This is a genomic window from Ruegeria sp. BG5 (genome assembly GCF_056538425.1).
On record NZ_JBQFTC010000001.1, the window covers coordinates 1641676 to 1664944 of the forward strand.

23 protein-coding genes and 1 tRNA gene are annotated in these 23269 nt (G+C 58.7%); 9 read left to right on the forward strand and 15 right to left on the reverse strand.

The annotated features are described in order from the left end of the window. The first annotated feature begins 238 nt into the window (after positions 1 to 238). Complete coding sequence (mepK, locus tag ACR0KX_RS07680) at positions 239 to 808, forward strand: peptidoglycan L,D-endopeptidase MepK (protein WP_170450628.1); 570 nt, start codon at positions 239 to 241, stop codon at positions 806 to 808. A gap of 109 nt (positions 809 to 917) precedes the next feature. On the opposite strand, the gene ACR0KX_RS07685 is transcribed toward mepK, so the two are convergent. The 10 genes from ACR0KX_RS07685 to iscR form a co-directional block, all read right to left on the reverse strand. Further along, positions 918 to 994: transfer RNA gene (locus ACR0KX_RS07685), tRNA-Arg, on the reverse strand. A gap of 66 nt (positions 995 to 1060) precedes the next feature. Then, positions 1061 to 2281 (reverse strand): cysteine desulfurase, encoded by a 1221-nt coding sequence (locus ACR0KX_RS07690; RefSeq protein ID WP_170621816.1) that lies wholly within the window; start codon positions 2279 to 2281, stop codon positions 1061 to 1063. A gap of 12 nt (positions 2282 to 2293) precedes the next feature. Then, positions 2294 to 2860 carry a YIP1 family protein gene (locus tag ACR0KX_RS07695; RefSeq protein WP_170450624.1) on the reverse strand — a complete coding sequence of 189 codons (567 nt, stop codon included), beginning with the start codon at positions 2858 to 2860 and terminating at the stop codon, positions 2294 to 2296. Beyond that, a complete protein-coding gene (locus ACR0KX_RS07700; protein ID WP_170450622.1) occupies positions 2857 to 3342 on the reverse strand; it encodes a YIP1 family protein in 486 nt (161 codons plus the stop codon). Before ACR0KX_RS07700 ends, ACR0KX_RS07695 begins: the two co-directional genes overlap by 4 nt. Beyond that, the gene (locus ACR0KX_RS07705) at positions 3342 to 4622 is read right to left on the reverse strand and encodes a SufB/SufD family protein (RefSeq protein WP_170621817.1); all 1281 of its coding nucleotides are present in this window, start codon (positions 4620 to 4622) and stop codon (positions 3342 to 3344) included. Before ACR0KX_RS07705 ends, ACR0KX_RS07700 begins: the two co-directional genes overlap by 1 nt. Then, positions 4622 to 5377, reverse strand: a complete 756-nt coding sequence (gene sufC / locus ACR0KX_RS07710) for a Fe-S cluster assembly ATPase SufC (protein ID WP_170518681.1) — start codon at positions 5375 to 5377, stop codon at positions 4622 to 4624. Before sufC ends, ACR0KX_RS07705 begins: the two co-directional genes overlap by 1 nt. A 49-nt stretch (positions 5378 to 5426) precedes the next feature. Next, the gene (locus ACR0KX_RS07715; RefSeq protein ID WP_170450615.1) at positions 5427 to 5630 is read right to left on the reverse strand and encodes a hypothetical protein; all 204 of its coding nucleotides are present in this window, start codon (positions 5628 to 5630) and stop codon (positions 5427 to 5429) included. Beyond that, complete coding sequence (gene sufB / locus ACR0KX_RS07720; RefSeq protein ID WP_170518684.1) at positions 5630 to 7150, reverse strand: Fe-S cluster assembly protein SufB; 1521 nt, start codon at positions 7148 to 7150, stop codon at positions 5630 to 5632. Before sufB ends, ACR0KX_RS07715 begins: the two co-directional genes overlap by 1 nt. Positions 7151 to 7168: 18 nt before the next feature. After that, entirely contained in the window at positions 7169 to 8212 is a 1044-nt protein-coding gene (locus ACR0KX_RS07725) for a cysteine desulfurase family protein (RefSeq protein WP_170621818.1), read from the reverse strand. A gap of 45 nt (positions 8213 to 8257) precedes the next feature. Further along, positions 8258 to 8716: a Fe-S cluster assembly transcriptional regulator IscR gene (gene iscR / locus ACR0KX_RS07730; protein ID WP_170450610.1), complete on the reverse strand. Its 459-nt coding sequence runs from the start codon at positions 8714 to 8716 to the stop codon at positions 8258 to 8260. A gap of 177 nt (positions 8717 to 8893) precedes the next feature. Here iscR and ACR0KX_RS07735 point away from each other — a divergent pair, with 177 nt between their 5' ends. The 7 genes from ACR0KX_RS07735 (at position 8894) to ACR0KX_RS07765 (ending at position 14765) form a co-directional block, all read left to right on the forward strand. Beyond that, positions 8894 to 9547: an alpha/beta hydrolase gene (locus ACR0KX_RS07735; protein WP_170450609.1), complete on the forward strand. Its 654-nt coding sequence runs from the start codon at positions 8894 to 8896 to the stop codon at positions 9545 to 9547. Next, positions 9547 to 9792, forward strand: coding sequence for a hypothetical protein (locus ACR0KX_RS07740; RefSeq protein WP_170450608.1), 246 nt, complete (start codon positions 9547 to 9549; stop codon positions 9790 to 9792). The genes ACR0KX_RS07735 and ACR0KX_RS07740 overlap by 1 nt, the downstream gene beginning before the upstream one ends. Next, positions 9789 to 10952, forward strand: a complete 1164-nt coding sequence (locus ACR0KX_RS07745) for an HD domain-containing protein (protein ID WP_170621819.1) — start codon at positions 9789 to 9791, stop codon at positions 10950 to 10952. The genes ACR0KX_RS07740 and ACR0KX_RS07745 overlap by 4 nt, the downstream gene beginning before the upstream one ends. Before the next feature lie 190 nt (positions 10953 to 11142). Next, the gene (locus ACR0KX_RS07750) at positions 11143 to 11316 is read left to right on the forward strand and encodes a hypothetical protein (protein WP_480708212.1); all 174 of its coding nucleotides are present in this window, start codon (positions 11143 to 11145) and stop codon (positions 11314 to 11316) included. A gap of 16 nt (positions 11317 to 11332) precedes the next feature. Beyond that, entirely contained in the window at positions 11333 to 11668 is a 336-nt protein-coding gene (locus ACR0KX_RS07755; RefSeq protein WP_170621820.1) for an SMR family transporter, read from the forward strand. Between the two features lie 76 nt (positions 11669 to 11744). Further along, the gene (typA, locus tag ACR0KX_RS07760; protein WP_170621821.1) at positions 11745 to 13562 is read left to right on the forward strand and encodes a translational GTPase TypA; all 1818 of its coding nucleotides are present in this window, start codon (positions 11745 to 11747) and stop codon (positions 13560 to 13562) included. 462 nt (positions 13563 to 14024) lie between these two features. After that, a complete protein-coding gene (locus ACR0KX_RS07765) occupies positions 14025 to 14765 on the forward strand; it encodes a hypothetical protein (RefSeq protein WP_170621822.1) in 741 nt (246 codons plus the stop codon). A gap of 77 nt (positions 14766 to 14842) precedes the next feature. Here ACR0KX_RS07765 and ACR0KX_RS07770 read toward each other — a convergent pair whose 3' ends face one another. From ACR0KX_RS07770 to recA, 4 genes are all read right to left on the reverse strand, one after another. Next, the gene (locus ACR0KX_RS07770) at positions 14843 to 15466 is read right to left on the reverse strand and encodes a transglutaminase-like cysteine peptidase (RefSeq protein ID WP_170621823.1); all 624 of its coding nucleotides are present in this window, start codon (positions 15464 to 15466) and stop codon (positions 14843 to 14845) included. Positions 15467 to 15838: 372 nt separating this feature from the next. Beyond that, on the reverse strand, positions 15839 to 16126 hold the full coding sequence (locus ACR0KX_RS07775; protein ID WP_170450596.1) for a DUF1330 domain-containing protein: 288 nt from the start codon (positions 16124 to 16126) through the stop codon (positions 15839 to 15841). 1 nt (position 16127) lies between these two features. Beyond that, entirely contained in the window at positions 16128 to 18800 is a 2673-nt protein-coding gene (gene alaS, locus ACR0KX_RS07780; RefSeq protein WP_170621824.1) for an alanine--tRNA ligase, read from the reverse strand. Positions 18801 to 18977: 177 nt separating this feature from the next. Continuing rightward, positions 18978 to 20045: a recombinase RecA gene (gene recA / locus ACR0KX_RS07785; RefSeq protein WP_170621825.1), complete on the reverse strand. Its 1068-nt coding sequence runs from the start codon at positions 20043 to 20045 to the stop codon at positions 18978 to 18980. A 192-nt stretch (positions 20046 to 20237) separates the two neighbouring features. Here recA and ACR0KX_RS07790 point away from each other — a divergent pair, with 192 nt between their 5' ends. Then, entirely contained in the window at positions 20238 to 20831 is a 594-nt protein-coding gene (locus ACR0KX_RS07790; protein WP_170621826.1) for a sulfotransferase family 2 domain-containing protein, read from the forward strand. An 88-nt stretch (positions 20832 to 20919) separates the two neighbouring features. On the opposite strand, the gene ACR0KX_RS07795 is transcribed toward ACR0KX_RS07790, so the two are convergent. After that, on the reverse strand, positions 20920 to 23211 hold the full coding sequence (locus tag ACR0KX_RS07795; RefSeq protein ID WP_170621827.1) for an ATP-binding protein: 2292 nt from the start codon (positions 23209 to 23211) through the stop codon (positions 20920 to 20922). Positions 23212 to 23269 lie beyond the last annotated feature (58 nt).

Below are 23269 nucleotides of genomic sequence, written 5' to 3' on the forward strand. Positions count from 1 at the left end.
GGCCTGATGCGCGTTTGCATCGAAGCGGTGCCGAAACGCCTCAATTGCGCAAAAAATGTGCCGGTTGCCCCATCTGCGCAAAAAACTGCCGAAAATTCCCCCTTGAAAAGGTGAGTATCAAACACTTCTTGGCGACCGAATCCGATTGTGCCATAAATTCGCCATCTGGGATGGGAAAATATTAATACAGCGCGCGTAACATCGTGCGCAGGCAGGAACAGTACGGGACGAAACAAAAATGACCAAGAGCAGTACATCGGGCTTGACCCGGCGTGCCCTATTGGGGGCATTCGCAGCCACAGCAGTTGCTGCAGCACCGACTTATTCCAATGCAGCAGGTTTTCTTCGCGGCGGCGGCGACATTCGTCGTATCCGCATGTATTCCGGTCGCACAGGCGAACGGATCGATATGATATATTGGGTTGACGGCAAATACATCAAGGATGCTGTCAAGGAAGTGAACCATTTCATGCGCGACTGGCGGACCGATCAGGTCAAAAGCATGGATTTGCGCACGGTCGACATCATGGCCGCCGCCCACAATCTTCTGGACGTGAACGAGCCTTACATGCTGCTGTCCGGCTATCGTTCGCCGCAGACAAACGCCATGCTGCGTTCCAGATCGCGCCGCGTTGCCCGGAACTCCCTGCACATGCAAGGCCAGGCGGCAGACCTTCGCCTCGGCTCGCGTTCCGTCTCGCAAATGGCCAAAGCGGCGATGTCGTGTCGCGCGGGCGGTGTAGGCCAATACTACCGGTCGAACTTCGTACATATGGATTGCGGCGTGGTCCGCACCTGGCGCGGCTAATCCGCCTCGCCAATACCAATTGTTCCGAACCCCCGCAGATCGTCTGACGGGGGTTTTGTTTTGCGCAATGCGATCCGACCGGAGCGCGGATGCTAAACCTAGTGAAAGATGGCGCACCTGAGAGGATTCGAACCTCTGGCCTCTGCCTTCGGAGGGCAGCGCTCTATCCAGCTGAGCTACAGGTGCCTTGGCCGTTAGCTAACCTTGTTCCGGGTCGGGTGCAACTGGAAATCTGCGCGACCCGGCAAGGTTTCACGCAAACAAATCATGCGCCAGTTCAAGCGCTTCGATCAGCGTGTCGACCTCATCCGTGGTATTATACAGGCCAAAACTCGCCCGGCAGGTCGCAGTGACGCCCAGATGATCCATCAACGGACCCGCGCAGTGATGACCGGCGCGCACGGCGACGCCCTTTTTGTCGAGGATGGTCGAGACGTCATGCGCGTGCCCCGCCCCATCGAGCGTGAAGCTGAAGATCGCGGCCTTGTCCGGGCGGGTGCCCTGGACCTGTACCCAGTTCAACCCGGTCAGGCGTTGCATCGCATAGTCGCGCAGGCTGGATTCATGGGCGGCGATGTTCTCCATCCCCAGATCCATCATGTAGTCCAGCGCCACGCCCAAACCGATGGTTTGCACGATGCCGGGTGTTCCGGCTTCGAACTTCATCGGCGGGTCGTTATACGTGATCTGGTCCTTGCTGACCTCTTTGATCATGTCACCGCCACCAATGAAGGGGCGCATTTCGGCCATACGCTCGGATTTGATGAAGATCGCGCCGGACCCCGAAGGGCCGTAGAGTTTGTGCCCGGTGATCGCGTAGAAATCGCAGCCGATCTCATCGACGCTGACCGGCATATGAACCGCGCCCTGACTACCGTCCACCAGAACCGGAACACCTTTGGCATGGGCGCCTTCGGTGATGGCTTTGACATCTACAACCGTGCCCAGAACGTTAGAGCACTGCGTCACCGCCACCAGTTTGGTTTTGGGCCCGATCGCATCCAGAACGGCCTGCGGATCAAGGCCGCCATCTGCATCCACATCGACCCATTTCAGAACAACGCCCTGCCGTTCGCGCAGGAAATGCCAGGGCACGATATTGGCGTGATGCTCCATCACGCTCAGCACGATTTCGTCGCCTGCCTCAAGCCGGGGCATGGCCCAGCCGTACGCGACCAGATTGATCCCTTCGGTGGTGCCCGAGTTCAGGACTATCTCGTTCTCATTCGCCACCCCAAGGAACCGCGCAATCGTGCCACGAACGCCTTCGTATTTCTCGGTCGCGAGGTTTGACAGGTAGTGCAAACCGCGATGAACGTTCGAATATTCCTCGGCATAGGCACGGGTCACTGCATCTATCACCGCCTGAGGTTTCTGCGCCGAGGCCCCGTTGTCCAGATAGGTCAGCGGCTTGCCGTTCACCTGCCGCGACAGGATCGGAAAATCAGAGCGGATTTTCTGCACATCATACATAGGGCTGTCTTCCTAGACGGGCGCCACGGGGGCGAGCATAAGGACAAAAGGAACCGCAACCAAAGCGGACAACAAAACCACACCGAACGATTTCCAAAGCGATCCGAACTGATGCGCCTCGTTCAGGAAATGCAACGTGATGTAGAGACTCAGGATCGCGGTGGCCAACAGCAACACCGCCATCAGAAACGGGATCGTCAGGCTCAGGATCAGGACGCCAAGCAATGCCGCGATCTGCAGGTATTGCACCCAGACGATCAGCACCATCATCCCCTCGAACCGCGCCGTTCCGCCCAGAAAACGGCCGACGAACAGGAAGGCAAGGATACTGAACATCATCGTACCTGCCGAGCGAACCAATACAATCGGAACGCTTTCCGTAATCGGGCCAGCATCGCCTTCGACAACCGGAATCGACAGATCAATGCCCAACTGGATTATGCAGTTCAGCACAACGGCAAGGAAAAACGCCAGCCAAAGCACCTCGCGCCCCGGGTTCAGGGCCAAAAGCTGACGCGCCGCCTCGGCGGGTTGTCTTAGCGTCAGAACCGCCAGTTGACCCAGGTTCGGAGTATTCATTCAGCGGACCTTTGTACTTGTCGCAGTCCGGATAACCAGAACCAGACAAAAACGGCAACCCAAATCAAACCCACAAGGGTCAGCGTTGGACCAGAGCCGATGAACCCGGCGACCAGCCCGTTCAGCAAAACCAAGGGGGCGGAAGACAGCAAGGCCCAGAACAACGCCAAACGCGCGCCATAGGGCGTCCCTTTGCCACCCGCCAAACGCGCGGCCCAATGCGAGATCAGCGCCAGACTGTAAAAGAACAACGGCAGGATAAAGACCGAGCCCAGCAAGGCACCGCCCAGCAGCATGTTCAGCTCCACCCCTTCAAGATGCGCACGGCGCGCAAGGCTTGGCATCTGGGCGATGAAGGACACAATGCAGAAGGCCATGACGAAAATCAGCGCCCGGTCTTCGCGCGGCCCCATATCCAGAAGCCGGCGCACGACACGCCCCGGCCCCCGGTATGTGGCAACGATATCTGACGACACAGGCATCAGCTGCGGCGCGCCAACCAACCTTCCAGACGGCTCACGATGGCCTCGGCCAATGCGCCGTCTTCGATCTCGTCGACGGCCTCGGCCAGGAACGCCAGCGTCAGCATGTTGGTCGCGTCCTTGGTCGGAACCCCGCGCGAGCGCAGGTAGAACAGCGCGGTCTCGTCAATCGCGCCCGAGGTCGAGCCGTGCGAGCAGGCCACGTCGTCGGCGTAGATCTCAAGCTCGGGCTTGGCGAGGAACTGGCTGTCATCATCCAGAAGCAGCGACTGGCTGATCTGATAACCGTCGGTTTTCTGAGCACCTTCTTTCACAAGGATCTTGCCCTGAAAAACGCCGGTCGCACCGTTGCGCAGCACTTTCTTGAACACCTGACGGCTTTCGCAATTCACCGCGTCATGGGTGATGAAGACGGTGTCATCGTGATGAAAGTCACCATCGCCGACACAGGCCCCCGCCACATGCGCGACGGCGTCATCGCCGGTCAATTCGACAACCTGTTCATTTCGGGTCAGTACACCATTCACGGTCAGGGTGAAGGACTTGTAGACAGACTCGGTGCCCAGACGGGTGAACATATGGGTCGCGGCCCGACGCTCCCAATCCCTGCCCTGCGCGCGGACGTGATGCAGTGTGCCGTTATCGGCAATGTCGATCTCCATGCACTTGTTGAAGCGCGACGCGGCGGGGCCGGTTTCCAGAATGGTCGCCTCGGCACCGCTTTCAACGCGGATTACGTGGTGCAGGATCGCGTCCGATGTCGAGGACTCGTGCCGGTAGATCAGGTTGATCGGCTTGGACGGCTTACCCGTCACATGAATTGCAACCCCGTCCGACGCAAAGGCGGTGTTCAGCGCGGCCAGTGGGCGCTGCACCGGAACCTGTCCGCGGGCTTCCAGAACGCCATACAGGTCTTTGGCCCAATGGATGTCCTTGCAGCAGATGTCCTCCAGACGATCAATGCTCACGCCTTCCTGCGTCAGATCATCCGATTCCTCGGCGCTGAAAACACCGTCGATAAACACGATCTTGAGGCGGTCGAACTCGTGGAACACCAAGGGTTCATCATCCACGAAGACCGCAGCGGGCATGGCCGCAGGCGCGACCAGAGTGTCGGGCCGTGTGTATTTCCAATATTCGTCGCGACGGTTGGGCAGACCCATCTCAAGCACACGGGCCAGCGCATCTTCGCGCGCGGCGCGGGTGCATCCGGCATCCGGCATGGTCAGCGCTGCCAGCCGCGCCTCGGTTGCGGTTTGTTTGACTTCGGGCAAGGCCATCAGTTCACCTCGGCAAGAATGTCGGCATAACCGTTGTTTTCGACCTCAAGCGCCAGTTCCGGGCCACCGGATTTGACGATGCGACCGTTCGCCATGATGTGCACCACATCGGGTTTGATGTGATCCAGCAGGCGCTGATAGTGGGTGATCACAAGGAACCCGCGCCCTTCGTCGCGCAGCGCGTTCACACCTTCGGCCACCAGCTTCATCGCATCCACATCAAGGCCCGAGTCGGTCTCGTCCATGATGCACATCTTGGGTTCCAGCATGGCCATCTGCAGGATCTCGTTGCGCTTTTTCTCACCGCCCGAGAAACCAACGTTCACAGGACGTTTCAGCATGTCCGCGTCGATCTTCAGGGTCTTGGCCTTGGCGCGCACCTCTTTCAGGAAGTCCGCTGCCGACAGTTCCTCTTCCCCGCGTGCCTTTCGCTGAGCGTTTACAGCCGTACGCAGGAAGGTCATGTTGCCGACGCCCGGAATTTCGACCGGGTACTGGAACGCCAGGAACACACCAGCAGCGGCGCGCTCTTCCGGCTCCATCTCCAGCAGGTCTTCACCGTTCAGAGTGGCTGAACCTTCGGTCACTTCGTATCCATCACGGCCCGACAGCACATAGCTGAGCGTGGACTTGCCCGAGCCATTCGGCCCCATGATCGCGTGTACCTTGCCGGCCTCGACCGTCAGGTCCACACCTTTGAGGATCTGCTTGTCTTCTTCTTCAAGCTGTACGTGCAGGTTCTTGATTTCCAGCATGTTTTGTCCTTTTGCATCTCGCAAGGGGCATCGTCGCCCCGATAAATCCCTATCCCAGTACCTTGCGGATCAGCCGTGCAGCAATCCAACCCAGGATTACCCCACCACCAACCGCCCAGACCGGGTTGATGAAAGCCATGTGATTGATGTTCACGTAAGCTACCCCTAGCAGGCCGCCCAAAACCGGTAGCGCATAGCCCAGCCAGGTCAGCACATCATCCTTCTGGATGCCGTTCCGGGGTGACCGCGTCATCAGCCGACAGAGCCTTCCAGTGAAATCGCCACCAGTTGCTGCGCTTCCATGGCAAATTCCATCGGCAGCGCCTGCAACACGTCCTTACAGAACCCGTTCACGACCAGCGCCACGGCCTCTTCCTCGTCCATACCGCGCTGACGGCAGTAGAACAGTTGATCATCATCCACCTTCGACGTCGTCGCCTCATGCTCGACGCGGGACGAGTTGTTCTTGACCTCGATATACGGAACCGTATGCGCGCCGCATTTGTCGCCGATCAGCAAGCTGTCACATTGCGTGTAGTTCCGGCTGTCCTTGGCTTTAGGATGCATCGAGACAAGACCACGGTATGTGTTCTGCGCCTTGCCCGCACTGATGCCCTTGGACACGATGCGCGACTTGGTGTTCTTGCCTAGATGAACCATCTTGGTGCCGGTATCGGCCTGCTGATAATTGTTCGCAATCGCGATCGAATAGAACTCGCCCTGGCTTTCATTGCCGCGCAGGATGCAGGACGGATATTTCCACGTCACAGCCGAGCCGGTTTCGACCTGAGTCCACATCACCTTGGACCGATCACCCCGACAATCGGCGCGTTTGGTTACGAAGTTATAGATGCCGCCCTTGCCGTTCTCGTCCCCGGGGAACCAGTTCTGAACGGTCGAGTATTTCACCTCGGCGTCTTCTTCGACAATGATTTCCACCACAGCTGCGTGCAACTGGGCCGTATCACGCTGTGGCGCCGTACACCCTTCCAGATAAGACACGTACGAGCCCTTGTCGGCGATGATCAGCGTGCGTTCGAACTGACCGGTATTCTCCGCGTTGATGCGGAAATAGGTGCTCAGCTCCATCGGGCAGCGGACACCCGGCGGGATGTAGACGAACGAGCCATCCGAGAACACGGCCGAGTTCAAAGTGGCATAGAAGTTGTCCGACACTGGGACCACGGTGCCCAGATACTTCTTGACCAGCTCAGGATGTTCTTTGATCGCCTCGGAGATCGAACAGAAGATCACTCCGGCCTTTTTCAATTCGGCCTGGAATGTCGTCCCGACCGAAACCGAGTCGAACACTGCGTCCACAGCGACCTTGCGGCCTTCGGCGGGCGCATCTTCGGCACCTTCGACCCCGGCCAGAATCATCTGTTCTTTCAGCGGGATACCCAGCTTTTCGTAAGTCGCCAACAGCTTGGGATCGACGTCATCCAGCGACTTCGGCTTCTCCTCCATCGATTTCGGACGGGCATAGTAATACTGGTTCTGAAAATCGATCGGCGGGTAGTGCACCATGGCCCATTTCGGCTCGTCCATTTTGGTCCAGCGTTCAAAGGCCGACAGACGCCATTCAGTCATCCATTCGGGCTCTTCGTTCTTTTCCGAAATCAACCGCACGATATCCGGATTCACGCCCTTTGGCGCATACTCCATCTCGATATCGGTGTCCCAGCCGTATTTGTAGGTTCCGACCTCGCGTACCGCATCCACGGTTTCCTGGTCGACACCTTCTTTCACCTGGGTCTGGTCCAAAGCGGCCATAACTTACCCTCCGTCAGATCACGCGGCGCGCGCGCGATGCTTTTTCTCTTTCTCAAGCCACGTTTCAGCGAAACGCAGCACATTCTCTTTTGTTGTCAAAGGACCCAGCGAAACGCGGATCGCGCTGCCTGCTGTGACCTCATCAAATCCCATTGCAGTCAACACCGCGCTGGCACGAACCTTGCCGCTGGAGCAGGCAGAGCCCGCGCTGACTGCAAAACCCGACAGGTCCATCTGCATGACCTGCGTCTCGCCCTTCCAGCCGGGGGTCGCGAAACACAGAGTGTTCGGCAGTCGCTTTTGACCTTTCCCGACAAAAATAGGTGATTTAACTCCGGCCTCAAGAGCGTTTTCTAGAATATTTCTAAATTCTTCGACCTGCTCCCAAACACCGTTGGCCAAATCCCGCGCGGCTGCTTCAGCTGCGGCCCCGAACCCCGCAATTCCAATCACATTTTCAGTTCCGGACCGACGCCCCATTTCCTGTCCGCCGCCCTTGATCTGAGCCGCCAGATCAGTGCCGCGTTTCATCACAACCGCGCCAACGCCCTTGGGCCCACCCAGCTTGTGCGCCGAGATCAGCGCCATCTGCACGTCCAGCCAATTGAACGCAACAGGCAATTTGCCAAACGCCTGCGTGGCATCCGTCACGGCCAGACCTGATGGCAAGGACTGCACAATACCGGTTTCGGAATTGGCCAGTTGCAGTGTGGAGCGCGACGGATCTTCCAAGGAAACCAGCCCCGTTGTTGAAACGGGAATATCCTCATCAATCCAAGCTCTTACCGCATCATGTTCAATCGCAGACCCATGCATATCGCGCCCTGCCAGCGTCAAGGCCGCACCCTCGGTCGAGCCTGAAGTGAACACCACATCCGCTCCATCCGCCCCAAAGGCCGATGCGACCTGCGCCCGCGCGCGTTCGATCAGCGCCTTGGCGGCACGCCCTTCTGCATGGACCGAGGACGGGTTCCCGCAGACCTCCATCGCCGCGACCATCGCGTCCCGCGCTTCGGGTCGCAACGGCGTGGTCGCGTTATGATCCAGATAAACGCGATTCATGGATGCATCTTTTTTCGGTTGCCTGTAACGTGAAACACCATCGCCTTACTCATCCACCACAGCGAACAGGCTGGGAACAGCAGGACAAGGCGCCAGATCGTTCTTGATCACATCCGACAGCCGCGTCTGATGCAGGAATACGTAAACATGCGCGCTCAACCCCTCCCACAGACGATTGGTCAGGGATTGCGCGCGACTGCCCGAGGACGCGCCGGATGCACCTGCCCCTTTGGTCATCGCGTCAACGGTTTCGTCAACGGCTGACAGAACCTCGACCACGCGAATGTCCGAGGCCGGGCGCGCCAGTCGATAGCCGCCACCGGGGCCACGGACCGAAGACACAAGCTCGGCCCGGCGCAGTTTGACGAACAATTGCTCAAGATACGGTAATGAGATGTCCTGACGCTCTGAGATCTCGCCCAGCGTCACAAGCTGATCCGAGGGCTGCAGCGCAATGTCAGCCAGCGCAACCATGGCGTAACGACCTTTCGTCGAAAGCTTCATTGACAATCCCTCATGGCAAGATGCGCGCGAAATCATTGACGCCGCCGCCGCCAGTGCGTATCTCCGACGGACAGCGACGGTACGCGCCGCTACATATTAGAACCGTTCTAAGGTGCCCGACGATTATCGTCAAGTATATCCGGGCTCTCGGAAGAAAAAGACAGGACCAAAGCACACATGCCCGAGGTGATTTTTCCCGGACCCGAAGGCCGCCTGGAAGGCCGTTACCACCCGCAAAAGGAAAAAGACGCACCGATCGCCATCGTGTTGCACCCGCACCCACAGTTTGGCGGGACCATGAACAACAAGGTCGTCTACAACCTGCACTATGCGTTCTACAACATGGGTTTCACCGTGTTGCGCTTTAACTTCCGCGGCGTGGGCCGCAGCCAGGGCGAATATGATCAGGGCGTAGGCGAGTTGAGCGATGCGGCCTCGGCTCTGGACTACCTGCAGTCGATGAACAACAACTCGAAACACTGCTGGGTCGCTGGCTTTTCGTTCGGTGCGTGGATCGGGATGCAATTGCTGATGCGCCGGCCCGAAATCACGGGCTTTATCAGCGTGTCGCCCCCGGCGAACATGTATGACTTTTCGTTCCTGGCGCCCTGCCCGTCTTCCGGTCTGATCATCAACGGATCAGCCGACCGCGTTGCCCCTCCGGCGGACACCACATCGCTGGTGAACAAGCTGCATGAACAGAAAGGCATCACCATCACCCATAACGAGGTCGAAGGTGCAGACCATTTCTTCCAGGACCGTCACATGGATACACTGATCACCGATGTCAGCGACTATGTGAAACGCCGCCTGACCGAGACCACGCGCTGATGTCTGACACCATCACCACCCTCGCCGCCAAACTGGCCGAGGATACGATGAAGGTTATGGACGAAACCGGCGACGACCGGTTCTTTGTCGAGGTGGGTGAGGTTCTGGGCGCGGCGTCGCAATCGCTGGAAGAGGCATTTCTGACCGAAATCCGCGTCCGGATGGCGGAACGCAAGGCGCGCACCTTTGTGATCAAGCGTCTCAGCGACCACCGCTCAAAAGTGAAAGCTATCGAAAAGCAATGAGTGATCGTCTGTCGGCCCAAATCGCCTTTCTGAAACAGGCCGACAGGTTGAAAACAGTGGAACGGGCAAACGTCCTGCTGGACCTGTCCCGCTGTGAAAACTCGGCCGAGCATAGCTGGCATCTGGCCCTTTGGGCTTTGGTCATGGAGCCATTGGCCGGACCCGAGGTTTCGATTGACCGGGTGATCCGCATGTTGCTGTTGCATGATCTGGTTGAGATCATCGTGGGCGACCATCCGATCCATCTGCAGACCGACTGGCAGGCCGTCGCCAAGGCTGAACAAGCCGCGGCCTCGGAACTGTTTGGCCTGCTGCCCGCCGATCAGGCGGCGGAGTTTCAAAGCCTCTGGCAGGAGTTCGAGGCCGATCAATCCGCCGACGCCCGTTTTGCAAAAATTCTGGATCGCTCTCAGCCCCTATTTCAGGTGCTCTGCGCGCAGCATCCTCGGGCCGATCATATTAACGTCGTGCAAGATAATCTGGACGGTGGGCGCGCAGCTTACCTGGCGCAGGATTTCCCTTTGGCCTTTGGTCATGCGCGGGCACTGCTGGACGGCGCGGATACGGACTCCAACGCATTTACAACACGCCTGCCCTTCCTGGCCGAGGCTGATCAGTTGAAAACAGTCCTGCGCGCCTCGCGCCTGATGGCGTCCGACCGGTTTGAGAATTCTGCCGAGCATTCCTGGCACATTATGCTCTATGCTTGGGTCTTGGCGGAATATGCCGAGGACGGAGTGTCCGAGGCCCGCGCCCTGCGCATGCTGTTGCTGCACGATATCGTCGAAATCGACGCCGGAGATCACCCGATCCACGGACAAGTGGATCACGCCGCCCAAACCGCCAAAGAGGAGGCGGCAGCAAAACGTCTGTTCGGCCTGCTTCCCGAACCGCAGCAAACGCAATTCGCGGCTCTGTGGCACGAGTTCGAGGCGGCGGAGACGCCGGATGCGCGGTTTGCCAAGGCCGTTGACCGGTTCCAGACCCCGGTGGCCAATCTGGAAACAGGTGGCGGGTCGTGGGTCGATTACAACGTAACCTATGCTCAGCTGGAAACACGGGTACGACCGGCGGTTGAAGGCGGTGCCCCGCAGCTTTGGCAGTGGCTACAGCCGCAACTGTCCGCCTTTTTTCAATCGCACAGCACAGCGGACGCATAGCCATAAATAGGAAAAGGAGCCCAAAGGCCCCTTTTCCCTCTGCTTCGTTCTGATCGGCGCTTAAATTACGCTACCATCCAACTTTTCAACCATATTGGCTGCATCAGTATCGACGGACCCCCCGCCAGCAAGCCACCCAAGCGCTACGATAACAAACGCAGCAAGAATGACGGTTTTTGCAAATAACGTCATGAAACAATACTCAGTAACAAAAAAACCAATACACGGGGGAACTTTACACAAATTCAACTTTACCCATAGTCAGGTATACCTGACCTTCATGTTGTGGGTCAGCGCTGCTTTCCAACTGAATGTGCTTGCCGCAGATCGCAAAGTCGTGGTCAAGCTTGCCTGGGTTTACTGAGACAAAGGTATAGAACATGCCCAAAGCCTACCTGATCCTGCTGCTTGCGGTCTTTGCAGAAACCGTCGGAACAACTGCGTTGCAGGCCAGCCAGCAATTCACGCGGCTTTGGCCGTCGGTTCTGGTCGTTGTCAGCTATGGGTTTGCCTTCTACCTTTTGGGCCTGACCCTGAAATTCATGCCGGTTGGTATCGTCTACGCAATCTGGTCCGGATTGGGGATATTCTTCATCGCAATAATTGGCTTCATTGTCTTTGGACAAAAACTGGACATCTGGGCCGTTCTGGGGCTGACCCTGATCCTGGCCGGAATTCTGATCATTCACCTGTTTTCGAAGACTGCGGGCCATTGAACGCCTGTTAGGGGTGGTAACTTTGCGCGTGCCGCGTTATGCGCGCGGCAACTTCCCGTTCAAAGGCTGACCTCTCATGGACCTGCGCAACATCGCAATCATCGCTCACGTGGACCACGGCAAGACGACCCTGGTGGACGAGCTGCTCAAACAATCCGGCGCGTTCCGGGAAAACCAGGCCGTGGCCGAACGTGCCATGGACAGCAACGATTTGGAACGCGAGCGTGGCATCACCATTCTGGCCAAAGCCACCTCGGTCGAGTGGAAGGGCACGCGCATCAACATCGTTGACACCCCCGGCCACGCGGATTTCGGTGGTGAGGTTGAGCGGATCCTCAGCATGGTGGACGGCGTGGTCCTGCTGGTCGACGCCGCCGAAGGTCCGATGCCGCAAACCAAGTTTGTGACCTCCAAGGCGCTTGCGTTGGGTCTGCGTCCGATCGTGGTGTTGAACAAGGTCGACAAGCCGGATGCCGAGCCCGACCGAGCGCTGGACGAATGCTTTGACCTGTTCGCCAACCTCGGCGCCGATGACGATCAGCTGGATTTCCCGGCCATGTATGCCTCGGGCCGGTCCGGCTGGGCCGATATGGAGCTGGACGGCCCCCGCAAGGACCTGACCGCCCTGTTCGACCTGATCGTGGATCACGTCCCCGCCCCCAAGCAGGCCGAAAAGAAAGACGAACCTTTCCGCATGCTGGCTACCACATTGGGCAGCGACCCGTTCATTGGCCGTATCCTGACCGGGCGCGTTGAAAGCGGCACCCTGAAAGCCGGTGACACCCTCAAGGCGCTCAGCCGCGACGGTACGCTGATTGAAAACTTCCGCGCATCAAAAATTCTGGCCTTCCGCGGTCTGGCGCAGCAGCCCATCGACGTGGCCGAAGCAGGCGACATCGTCACCATCGCCGGGATGAGCAAGGCGACAGTCGCCGACTCGCTGGTCTCGCCGCAAGTGGACGAGGCCCTGCCCGCCCAACCCATCGACCCGCCGACCATTACCGTGACCTTCGGCATCAACGACTCGCCTCTGGCCGGGCGTGACGGCAAAAAGGTGCAGTCCCGCGTCATCCGTGACCGCCTGATGAAAGAGGCCGAATCCAACGTCGCCATCCGCATCACCGACACGCCCGGAGGTGAAGCGTTCGAGGTTGCAGGCCGGGGCGAATTGCAGATGGGCGTTCTGATCGAAAACATGCGCCGTGAAGGGTTCGAACTCAGCATCTCACGCCCGCAGGTTCTGTTCCGCGAAGAAAACGGTCAGCGGCTGGAACCGGTCGAAGAAGTTACCATTGACGTGGATGACGAATACTCAGGCGCTGTGATCGAAAAAATCACCGGCGCGCGCAAAGGTGAGCTGGTCGAAATGCGCCCCGCAGGTGCGGGCAAAACCCGCATTATCGCCCATGTCCCCTCGCGCGGCCTGATCGGTTATCACGGCGAATTCCTGACTGACACGCGCGGCACAGGCGTACTGAACCGGGTGTTCCATGACTGGGCTGCTCACAAAGGCCAGATCCCCGGTCGTCGTGCTGGTGTTCTCATCTCGATGGAAAAAGGTCAGGCCGTCGCTTACGCGCTGTGGAACCTGGAAGAGCGTGGCCGCATGTTTGTTGGCCCTCAGGCAGAAGTGTATCAGGGCATGGTGATCGGCGAGCATTCGCGCGACAACGATCTGGAGGTGAACCCTCTGAAGGGCAAGAAACTGACCAACGTGCGCGCCAGCGGATCTGATGACGCAGTACGCCTGACGCCGCATGTTCAGTTCTCGCTGGAAGAGGCGATTGCCTATATCGACGATGACGAACTGGTCGAGGTAACCCCCAACGCCATTCGTCTGCGCAAGCGCTTTCTGGACCCCCATGAACGCAAGCGCATGGCGAAATCCGCCTAAGTTGTGGCAAATGGTCGATTTCGAAATTGGAAACAATGACACGAGTGTGACATTTTTTCATCCATCCCAAAAATGATGAAAATGGGGAGACCTTCCGTAACGGCAGGTCTAACCCCTGTTTTTCATGGCCGTTCAACTTTTAGTAAAGTTAAAATCAAGTGACTCACCCGTTCCGGCCCTTGTAAATTCGGCCAGAGAAAGGTGTATTCATGACTAAAGTGTGACGTCGTTCATACAACGCACGGTTTCAATAGTGCATAAGATCGACGCAGTAAGTAATGAGTTTCAAGGAGTAGCGCCATGCGCATCAAGTCTCGTTTACTACCCGTTATTTTTGCATCAGCTACACTTCCTTTGCTCGCGGCTGGTCCCGCATTGGCTGATGGGAAATGTACAGTTCGGACCGCCAAACAGTCTGTATCGACGGAAACCCTGTGTGCTTGTACCGTCGTTGAATCCCGTATGCTGCGGTATCTGCAGCGCCGTTCGGATTTCGAAGATATTCTGGCCCGGACGCTTCAGACCTGCCCCGCGTTCGCAGCAGTTCTGACCGACTTCCCGACAGCGTCGATCGGCGCGCCGTCACAGCGTTCCGGCGACGGTCCGGCTGACGAAAACGGCGGTGGGTCCAGTTCTGGCGGAGGATCAAGCTCCGGAGGTGGGTCCAGTTCCGGTGGTGGATCAAGCTCTGGCGGCTCAAGCTCCGGCGGCGTGACGCCTACTGGCGGTTCCAGTGGTGGATCAAGCTCGGGCGGATCAAGTTCCGGTGGCTCCAGCTCCGGCGGATCAAGTTCCGGTGGCTCCAGCTCCGGCGGATCAAGCTCAGGTGGCTCCAGCTCCGGCGGATCGAGCTCGGGCGGCTCCAGCTCCGGTGGGTCCGAAGGTGGCTCCAGCTCTGGTGGTTCAAGCTCGGGTGGCTCCAGTTCCGGTGGTTCTGAAGGTGGCTCCAGCTCGGGCGGATCAAGCTCAGGCGGTTCAAGCTCCGGTGGTTCTGAGGGTGGCTCCAGCTCTGGTGGTTCCAGTTCGGGCGGCTCCAGCTCTGGTGGGTCCGAAGGTGGCTCCAGTTCTGGTGGATCGAGCTCCGGTGGTTCCAGCTCGGGCGGTGGATCTGAAGGCGGCGGAACCGAAGGGGGTGACTCGCCCGAAGGTGGTGGAACCGAAGGCGGCGGCTCGCCTGAAGCCGGTGATCAGGGCACGAACTAAGCTCGGGTTAGAATGCAAAAAAGCCAGCGGTTGTACCTATCGCCGCTGGCTTTTTGCGATGCGTTCTAGGTCTTACGTTAACTGCTACCGTAGACACCAACCCAACGCCGAGGTTGTTTGGGATCCTGCATGCGAAGGAACAGATACTGGGTCGCGGACCAGGGCTTTATTCGATTGGTCAGATTATCCAGAACCAAATCCCCCTGCGCCGAACGGTAGACCAATACAGCATGTGCATTGCGGTGTTTATCGAGGACAGTTGCGATCAGCAGTTTTCTGGGATCGATACCTGCGTTGATCAGATCGCGCTTTTTCAACAAGGCGAAATCCTCGCAATCGCCGCCGCGCGAGGTCGGAAGCGCCCAACGTTCGCGGGTTCTGTACTGCGATTGATCGGTCACTTCGCGAATGGTGGCATTTACGTGGCGATTGATGCGCTGAACAATCTGCATCTCTTGCTGGCTGGTCAGGGACCCGGACCGTTTCGTGGTGCAGGCCCAATCATACTGGCGGCACAACTGACGTGCGCCGGTTGGCGGAGGGGACGCGGACACACTGGTGATGAAAGCCCCTTCCGAGGCCTTGGCAATGGTTGCCCCAAAGAACGTGCCAAAAGTAATGGCAACGACACCCAAAAAGCGCCCCGAACCTGCCGCAGCGCGTCCTAAGATGGACGTGAATTTCCCGCCATTCGATTTCATGCCTGTCCCTCGATCCAAGTCTCTCCGAGCGATTGTCGTCAAACCGGACCATATTCCGTTTTCAGAAACTATCCGTAAACGTGGCCGATTATGCAATCTAGGTCGAAACTGAAGGGGAAAAAGGGCGGAAATTCGTCACTTATTTTGACCATTTCGGGCAAGAAATGGGTTCAGATGGCCACAATTGTGACGGGAAACCTGATCGGACACTCGCCCGAGCAGGCTTAAGTGTATGACATTTATGAAGTAAAACTCACGCTTTTCGCGAGCCTGCTGTTGCCACAATTATGCCATCCGCGCCTTGGCTGATTTTCGCTTACATACGGCCCACTTGCACGCGACGCGCCCAAAACGCACCGCGCCTGGTGATTCTCAGTCGGTGATCTCAACCACCACCAACTCACGTTCGCTGGCATCGCGCGCGTGATCCAGCGCCGTTTGGTAGTCATCCGAATTGTAACAGTCCACCGCCGCTTCGACGGACGGGAACCGGGCGACCACATTCCGTGGCCGCTCTTTCCCTTCTAACTGAACGTAACGGGCGGCGCGGGCGATGAACTCACCGCCATGTTTGGCGATCGCGGGTCCGGCCAGCTCGGCGTATTTTCCATATGATTCGGCGTCGGTCACCGTTACGTGCGAAATCCAGAGTGCGGGCATGTTACGCTCCTAATACCTGTTCGGCGGCCTTGATCGCCGCGTCGGCGTTGGAGGCATCCTTGCCCCCGCCCTGCGCCATATCGGGACGGCCTCCGCCGCCTTTCCCGCCCAGTTCCACAACAGCGGCCTTCACCAGATCCACCGCGGAAACCGTGTCGGTCAGGTCCGACGTCACACCGGCCGCAACGGCGGCCTTGCCACCAGCATCCGCGATCAACAATACCGCGCCCGAGCCAAGACGGGCTTTGTGTTCGTCTATCAGCGCAGGCAGGTCCTTGCCCGATACACCGCTCAGCGCCTGGGCCAGGAACTTGATGCCATTGACCTCGCGCGCCTCGGCCCCGTTGCCCTGCCCCGCGCCGCCAGCCATGGCCAGGTCACGGCGCAGCTGAGCGACCTCGTTTTGAAGCGCCTTGCGTTCGTCCAGCAAGGATTTGACACGGCTGACCACATCATCCGGCTGTGCTTTCAACTCTGTCGCGATCTGGGCCAGACGATGATCCTGCGCCGAAAGATAGCGAAACGCCTCATCCCCGGTCAGCGCTTCGATCCGCCGGACACCGGCGCTGCTGGCGCTGTCGCCCAGAACAACAAAGGTTCCGATGTCGCCGGTTTGGCGCACATGCGTACCGCCGCACAGTTCAATCGACCAGGTCTCACCATCCTGTCCCTTACCGGTCGGCGCCTTGCCCATCGACACAACGCGCACTTCGTCGCCGTATTTCTCACCAAACAGGGCCTGCGCACCCAGCCCCCGCGCGTCATCCGGGGTCATGATCCGGGTCTCGACGGTCGAGTTCTGGCGGATGAAATCATTCACCTCGCGTTCAACCTTTTGGATTTCATCCAGCGTCAGCGCTTTGGAGTGGCTGAAATCGAACCGCAGGCGGTCGGATGCATTCAACGACCCACGCTGCGCCACGTGATCACCCAGTGTTTCGCGCAAGGCCTCGTGCAGCAAATGCGTCGCCGAGTGATTGCCACGGATCGCCGAACGGCGCGCGTGATCAACCTCCAACTCAACCGCGTCGCCCTTGGACAAAGCGCCGTGATCCACGGTTACTTTGTGCGCATAGACCTTCCCGTCTGCGAATTTCTTTGTGTCTTCGACGCGCGAAACATCATCGCGCTCCTCCAGCCGTCGAATTTCACCCGTGTCGCCAACCTGACCGCCGGCCTCGCCGTAAAACGGCGTCTGGTTCACCACGACCCAGCCGCTGTTGCCCTGCTCGATCTTGTCGACCAAAGCGCCATCGACGATCAGCGCGGCAACCTGACCTTCGGCTTTCTCGGTATCGTAACCCAGGAAGTCCGTGGCCCCCGCGCTGTCCAGCACGTCGAACCAAACGGCCTGATCCGCTGCTTCGCCCGAACCCGCCCACGCGGCACGGGCCTTGGCCTTTTGCTCGGCCATGGCGGCGTCGAACCCATCGGTATCGACGGTTCGGCCTTTTTCGCGCAGCGCATCCTGCGTCAGGTCCAGCGGGAACCCATATGTGTCATACAGCTTGAACGCCGCATCGCCGGGCAAAGCCGCACCTTCGGGCAGGCCTGCAACTTCATCATCCAGCAGTTTCAGGCCGCGATCCAATGTCTCTTTGAAACGGGTTTCCTCAAGCAGCAGAGTCTCTTCGATCAGCGGCTGCGCCTGTCCAAGTTCGGAATATTGCGCGCCCATCAATTGCACCAGAGTCGGAACCAGCCGGTGCATAACCGGGTCTTTTGCGCCCAGCAGATGCGCATGGCGCATCGCGCGGCGCATGATCCGGCGCAGCACGTAGCCGCGCCCGTCATTGGATGGGATCACACCATCCGCGATCAGGAACGAGGTCGAGCGCAGGTGATCCGCAATCACCCGGTGGTGCACGTTCTGGTCGCCATAGGGATCAACGCCAGTTGCATCCGCCGACGCCTCGATCAGCGTTTTGAACAGGTCAGTGTCATAGTTGTCATGGCTGCCCTGCAGCAGCGCGCCAATCCGTTCCAGCCCCATACCGGTGTCAATCGACTGCATGTCGAGTTCCACCATCGAGCCGTCCTCGAACTGCTCGTTCTGCATGAAAACGATGTTCCAGATTTCGATGAACCGGTCGCCATCTTCCTCGGCTGATCCCGGTGGCCCGCCCCAGATGTGGTCGCCGTGGTCATAGAAAATCTCGGTGCACGGGCCACAGGGGCCGGTCGGGCCCATTTGCCAGAAATTGTCACTGGTGGCGATGCGGATGATCCGATCCTCAGGCACGCCGACCTTTTTCCAGATCTCGAACGCTTCATCATCGGTGTGATAAACCGTTGTCAACAAACGGTTCTTGTCGATACCGAATTCCTTGGTGATCAGCTCCCACGCGAAAGGAATCGCCTCGGGTTTGAAGTAGTCGCCGAACGAGAAATTCCCTAACATCTCGAAAAACGTATGGTGCCGCGCGGTGTAACCCACATTGTCCAGATCGTTGTGCTTGCCGCCGGCACGCACACATTTCTGCGCCGTGGTGGCGCGCTGGTAGTCGCGGGTTTCAACGCCCGTGAACAGGTTCTTGAACTGCACCATGCCCGAGTTCACGAACATCAGCGTCGGGTCGTTGCGCGGCACCAATGGGCTGGACGCGACCACCTCGTGCCCTTGCTTGGCGAAGTAGTTCAGAAAGGTCGATCGGATATCGTTCAGCGTGGGCATCAGGCTCTCTCAGCGCGAAATCATACTCGTTTGCGCAGGTTTACCGCCGCGTCCGGGGAGTGTCCACAGCATAGCCGTTCCAAACGAAACAAGGCGGCCCCGATGGACCGCCCCGTTCCCAGTATTCTCAGGACCATCGGGGTGCCGGGGGATTTCTGCTGTTCCCGTCAGCGTCCTTTACGCTTCGAGGATGTCGCCATCATCGGCAGCGCCGGGCGGCATGTCGAAATCCAGACCGTGGGCCGCGCGAATCTTATCCTCAATCTCCAGCGCGATGCGGGAATTGTCGCGCAGGTATTGCTTGGCATTCTCGCGCCCCTGCCCGATCCGTTCGTCGCCATAGCTGAACCACGAGCCCGATTTCTCGACCACGCCAGCCTTGACGCCAAGATCCAGCAACTCACCCATCTTGCTGATACCTTCGCCATACATGATGTCGAATTCCACCTGCTTGAACGGCGGTGCCACCTTGTTCTTCACAACCTTCACGCGGGTCTGGTTGCCGACCACCTCGTCGCGGTCCTTGATCGCGCCGATGCGGCGGATGTCCAGACGGACCGAGCTGTAGAACTTCAGCGCATTGCCACCGGTGGTGGTCTCCGGGCTGCCGAACATGACACCGATCTTCATCCGGATCTGGTTGATGAAGATCACCATACAGTTCGAACGACTGATCGAGCCGGTCAGCTTACGCATCGCCTGGCTCATCAGGCGGGCCTGAACGCCCACGTTGCTGTCGCCCATGTCGCCCTCAAGCTCGGATTTCGGCGTCAGCGCCGCCACCGAGTCGACCACGACCATGTTCACAGCCCCCGAACGCACCAGCGTATCGGTAATCTCAAGCGCCTGTTCGCCGGTATCGGGCTGCGAGATCAGCAACTCATCCAGATCGACGCCCAGTTTGCGGGCATATTGCGGGTCCAGCGCATGTTCCGCGTCGACAAAGGCGCAGACACCGCCACGTTTCTGCTGTTCGGCAATACAGTGCAGCGTCAGCGTCGTTTTACCCGAGCTTTCCGGCCCGTAAATCTCGACAATCCGGCCCATCGGCAGACCGCCGATTCCCAGCGCGATGTCCAGACCCAGCGATCCGGTCGAACTTGCGTCGATATCCTGTTTGGCATCCTCGCCCAGCTTCATGATCGAGCCTTTGCCGAACTGCCGTTCGATCTGGGCCAGCGCACTGTCGAGCGCCTTTTGCTTATCCGCGTTTTTCTTGTCGCTCATCGTCAGAAGATCCGCCATTGTCCTGTCGCCTTCCCTTTTGTCACACCCTTTGCCGGGCGGCAATCGCTGCTTTGTTCGCCTCTTGTTCCTTATGGGACCAAAAAGAGAACATTTCAACTAAAACTTACAGAACTTACTTTTGGGCAATTGTGTTAAAGAGTCGTTTACGACACTCTGGCAGCATGGTGAAATACAGTTCGGGGCTGATAAATGCTTGTTTTCTATAAAGAACGCCTTGCGTTTTTATCTGTCCCCAAGACTGGCAGCACGGCTTACCACACCGCGTTGGGTGCGCGGGCCGATCTGGTTGTGACCGGCCCACCCGAGTTGAAACACGCGCCGGTGCGCCGCTTTGATCGGTTTTTTCAGAACATGTATCGAAAGATGTACGACACCGAGATGGTAATCATGGCCGTCGTACGCGAACCGATTGACTGGCTGGGCAGTTGGTACCGCTTTCGCAGCCGCGAGGATCGGATCGGCCATCCCCATTCGACCCGCGATCTGAGCTTTGATGAGTATGTTCGCGCCTATATGCAGAACCCACGCCCCGGGTTTGCGGATGTGGGCAGCCAAAGCCAGTTTTTTCGGACCAGAAACAACGGGGTCGGTGCGACCCATATCTTCAAATACGAACATCAGGACAAGATCCTGAGCTTTTTGCAGGACCGGTTGCAGATGGACATCTCTCTGCCGCGCGAGAATGTATCCCCGCCGGGCGACCTGACCCTGTTAGCCGAGACCGAACGAAAGTTCCGCAGCAAACACGCCGAGGAATTCGCAGCCCATGACGCCGCCCTTTGAAGCAAACCTTAAATCTGAGACGCGAATACCCTTGGGCGCTCGCGGGCCATTCGTGTCGCAGGGTAATTCAGGCTAAAGGTCGCACGCTTTAGGCAAGCTGCTGGTGCACGGCTTCGGTTAGCTGGTTTAGTGAAAACGGCTTGGGCAGGAAGGTCGAGTTGGCGATCTGTGGCCCTGAGTCTCCGAATGCACCTTCGGTGTAGCCCGACACAAAGACCACCCGCGCATCAGGCCGGGATTCTAACGCCTTGCCCACCCAGGTCGGCCCATCCATACCCGGCATGACCACATCGGTGACAAAGACGTCCACGATCAGGTCAGGGTCTTCCAGAAGGCGCAGGGCATCCTCGGCCGATTCCGCCTCGAGCACCGTATAGCCTTTCAGGCGCAAGGCCCGGGTTGCAAAGGCGCGAACCGGCGCTTCGTCTTCCACCAGCAGCACAACCCCTTCGCCCTGACGCGCTGATTGGACGACCGGTGGTGCCTCTTCCACCGCCTTCGGGGCCGAGGCCGAAGTGCAGACCGGCAGAAACACGGTGAAATCGGTTCCCCGCCCCGGCGCGCTGTCGACAAAGATGAAACCGCCGGTCTGCTTGACGATGCCATAGACGGTGGACAGGCCCAGCCCTGTCCCCTCACCCGTTCGTTTGGTCGTATAGAACGGCTCGAACACCTTTTGCAGTTTGTCGGCGGGAATGCCGATGCCGCTGTCGCTGACCTTTACAGTCACGTATTCGCCCGGCGGTACACTCGCACGGTCGCGGCGCAGGGGTTCTGTCAGGGCCAGCACCTCGGTCTCGATCCGAATCTCACCCCCATCCGGCATAGCGTCGCGGGCGTTGACCACAAGGTTCATCAGCACCTGTTCCAATTGGCGTTTATCGGCACGCACGGGTTTCAGCACCGGATCATGGCTGAGGGTCAACTGCACCTTTTCCCCCACAAGCCGGTTCAGCAAATGGATCAGGTCCGAGATCGTGTCGCGCAGGTCCAAAACCTCGGGTCGCAGGGTTTGTTTGCGCGAAAACGCCAGAAGCTGGCTGACCAAGGCTGCGGCGCGGTTGGCGTTCTGGTTGATCTGGACGAGATCGGCATAGTCGGGATCATTGTGGTCATGGCGCAGCAACAGCAAATCGCAATGGCCCGAGATGGCGGTGAGCAAATTGTTGAAATCATGCGCGACGCCACCGGCCAACTGCCCGACGGCCTGCATCTTCTGTCCCTGCACAAACTGGGCCTCAAGGGTCTTAAGCTCGGTCGCGTCGTTCAGAACGGCAATCAGGCAGACCTGCCCGTCATCGATCACCCGCCTCAGCGTCACCTGCACGAAAATCTCTTTGTCATCGCGGGTGAGGCGCAGGAATTCGGACCGCTGCGTGTCTTCTCCAGCCGCGGTCCTTTCCAACCATTCGAGGATCGGATGGCCCAGCCCCTGCATGATGTGGCTAATGTTGGTGTGGTTCAGATGGCTTCCGCCCAGCAGTTTCAGCGCAAGACGGTTGGCTTCCTGAATCGTTCCGTCCGGCAGCAGGCACATGATCGGAACAGGCAGATCGGCAAAGCATGTTCCGACCCCATGGCTTGGTGTCTCGGCCAAAGGCACCAGCGCCAGATTGCGCCCAATACCCGAGCGCGACAGTTGTGTCACGGCGGCAGGCGTCGTGCCGTTTTGTGTTGTGAGTTGCCGAATTCCACCGTCGGACCCAAGGCTATCCGGCAGAAACTGGTCCATTCTTTCGGGCCGAAATCCCAAAAGACGTTCGGCGGCGGCGTTAAGGTCCAGCACCACGCCGTTTCGCCCCTCGGTCAAAACAGGCAGGGACAGATCCGTCCACGGACCGCCGTCATTGAGATGAAACCGCCAGCAAAACAGGCCGTTTCCAAGCCCGAAAACAGAAACCGGGATGGTTGCGTCATGGGTGACAATATCCTCATGCGCGCGCCCCTGAGCCTGCGCCTGCGATTGAAGGCGCAGCAGAATCGCGGCGGGATTGGCAAAGACCGATCGCAAACATCTGGCCAGGCCTGCACCCGGATCGGCTTGAAACCTTTTTTGGGCCTGTGCGTTCGCGATAAGGATGTCGCCATGCGCGTTCGCGATCAGGCATGGACACGAGTCTTGCTGCGCAAAGGCGGCCATGACCGACGCCATCTGTTGCGCCGAGCGATTTGCCAGCATCGTCTTTGCAACGACGCCCAGCACGACGACCAGCAAGGACCCACCCGACGCCCACAAGCCATACATCCAGTCCGAGGATAAAAGACCGGAAATCGGCGCCAAGGTCAGAACAAGCGCTACAACAGCCAAAGAGCCCGCGCGCCACGCGGGCGGTGATTTCTGGTCGGGCGGATCGGGAAAAAACTCGGCAGCGTCGGACATGAACGGTTCGGTCAATTGGGCGTTGGGGTATTTCGACCCCAATTTGGTTAATTCCCGC

What these genes read in the sequence shown, in the direction of transcription:
- ACR0KX_RS07750 (WP_480708212.1), top strand. Translation starts at nt 11,143, where the DNA reads ATGAAACAATACTCAGTAACAAAAAAACCAATACACGGGGGAACTTTA.
- sufC (WP_170518681.1), bottom strand. Translation starts at nt 5,377, where the DNA reads ATGCTGGAAATCAAGAACCTGCACGTACAGCTTGAAGAAGAAGACAAG.
- ACR0KX_RS07690 (WP_170621816.1), bottom strand. Translation starts at nt 2,281, where the DNA reads ATGTATGATGTGCAGAAAATCCGCTCTGATTTTCCGATCCTGTCGCGG.
- ACR0KX_RS07700 (WP_170450622.1), bottom strand. Translation starts at nt 3,342, where the DNA reads ATGCCTGTGTCGTCAGATATCGTTGCCACATACCGGGGGCCGGGGCGT.
- ACR0KX_RS07715 (WP_170450615.1), bottom strand. Translation starts at nt 5,630, where the DNA reads ATGACGCGGTCACCCCGGAACGGCATCCAGAAGGATGATGTGCTGACC.
- ACR0KX_RS07770 (WP_170621823.1), bottom strand. Translation starts at nt 15,466, where the DNA reads ATGAAATCGAATGGCGGGAAATTCACGTCCATCTTAGGACGCGCTGCG.
- iscR (WP_170450610.1), bottom strand. Translation starts at nt 8,716, where the DNA reads ATGAAGCTTTCGACGAAAGGTCGTTACGCCATGGTTGCGCTGGCTGAC.
- ACR0KX_RS07735 (WP_170450609.1), top strand. Translation starts at nt 8,894, where the DNA reads ATGCCCGAGGTGATTTTTCCCGGACCCGAAGGCCGCCTGGAAGGCCGT.
- recA (WP_170621825.1), bottom strand. Translation starts at nt 20,045, where the DNA reads ATGGCGGATCTTCTGACGATGAGCGACAAGAAAAACGCGGATAAGCAA.
- ACR0KX_RS07795 (WP_170621827.1), bottom strand. Translation starts at nt 23,211, where the DNA reads ATGTCCGACGCTGCCGAGTTTTTTCCCGATCCGCCCGACCAGAAATCA.
- ACR0KX_RS07725 (WP_170621818.1), bottom strand. Translation starts at nt 8,212, where the DNA reads ATGAATCGCGTTTATCTGGATCATAACGCGACCACGCCGTTGCGACCC.
- ACR0KX_RS07775 (WP_170450596.1), bottom strand. Translation starts at nt 16,126, where the DNA reads ATGCCCGCACTCTGGATTTCGCACGTAACGGTGACCGACGCCGAATCA.
- ACR0KX_RS07755 (WP_170621820.1), top strand. Translation starts at nt 11,333, where the DNA reads ATGCCCAAAGCCTACCTGATCCTGCTGCTTGCGGTCTTTGCAGAAACC.
- alaS (WP_170621824.1), bottom strand. Translation starts at nt 18,800, where the DNA reads ATGCCCACGCTGAACGATATCCGATCGACCTTTCTGAACTACTTCGCC.
- typA (WP_170621821.1), top strand. Translation starts at nt 11,745, where the DNA reads ATGGACCTGCGCAACATCGCAATCATCGCTCACGTGGACCACGGCAAG.
- ACR0KX_RS07790 (WP_170621826.1), top strand. Translation starts at nt 20,238, where the DNA reads ATGCTTGTTTTCTATAAAGAACGCCTTGCGTTTTTATCTGTCCCCAAG.
- mepK (WP_170450628.1), top strand. Translation starts at nt 239, where the DNA reads ATGACCAAGAGCAGTACATCGGGCTTGACCCGGCGTGCCCTATTGGGG.
- ACR0KX_RS07705 (WP_170621817.1), bottom strand. Translation starts at nt 4,622, where the DNA reads ATGGCCTTGCCCGAAGTCAAACAAACCGCAACCGAGGCGCGGCTGGCA.
- ACR0KX_RS07745 (WP_170621819.1), top strand. Translation starts at nt 9,789, where the DNA reads ATGAGTGATCGTCTGTCGGCCCAAATCGCCTTTCTGAAACAGGCCGAC.
- ACR0KX_RS07695 (WP_170450624.1), bottom strand. Translation starts at nt 2,860, where the DNA reads ATGAATACTCCGAACCTGGGTCAACTGGCGGTTCTGACGCTAAGACAA.
- ACR0KX_RS07765 (WP_170621822.1), top strand. Translation starts at nt 14,025, where the DNA reads ATGCTGCGGTATCTGCAGCGCCGTTCGGATTTCGAAGATATTCTGGCC.
- sufB (WP_170518684.1), bottom strand. Translation starts at nt 7,150, where the DNA reads ATGGCCGCTTTGGACCAGACCCAGGTGAAAGAAGGTGTCGACCAGGAA.
- ACR0KX_RS07740 (WP_170450608.1), top strand. Translation starts at nt 9,547, where the DNA reads ATGTCTGACACCATCACCACCCTCGCCGCCAAACTGGCCGAGGATACG.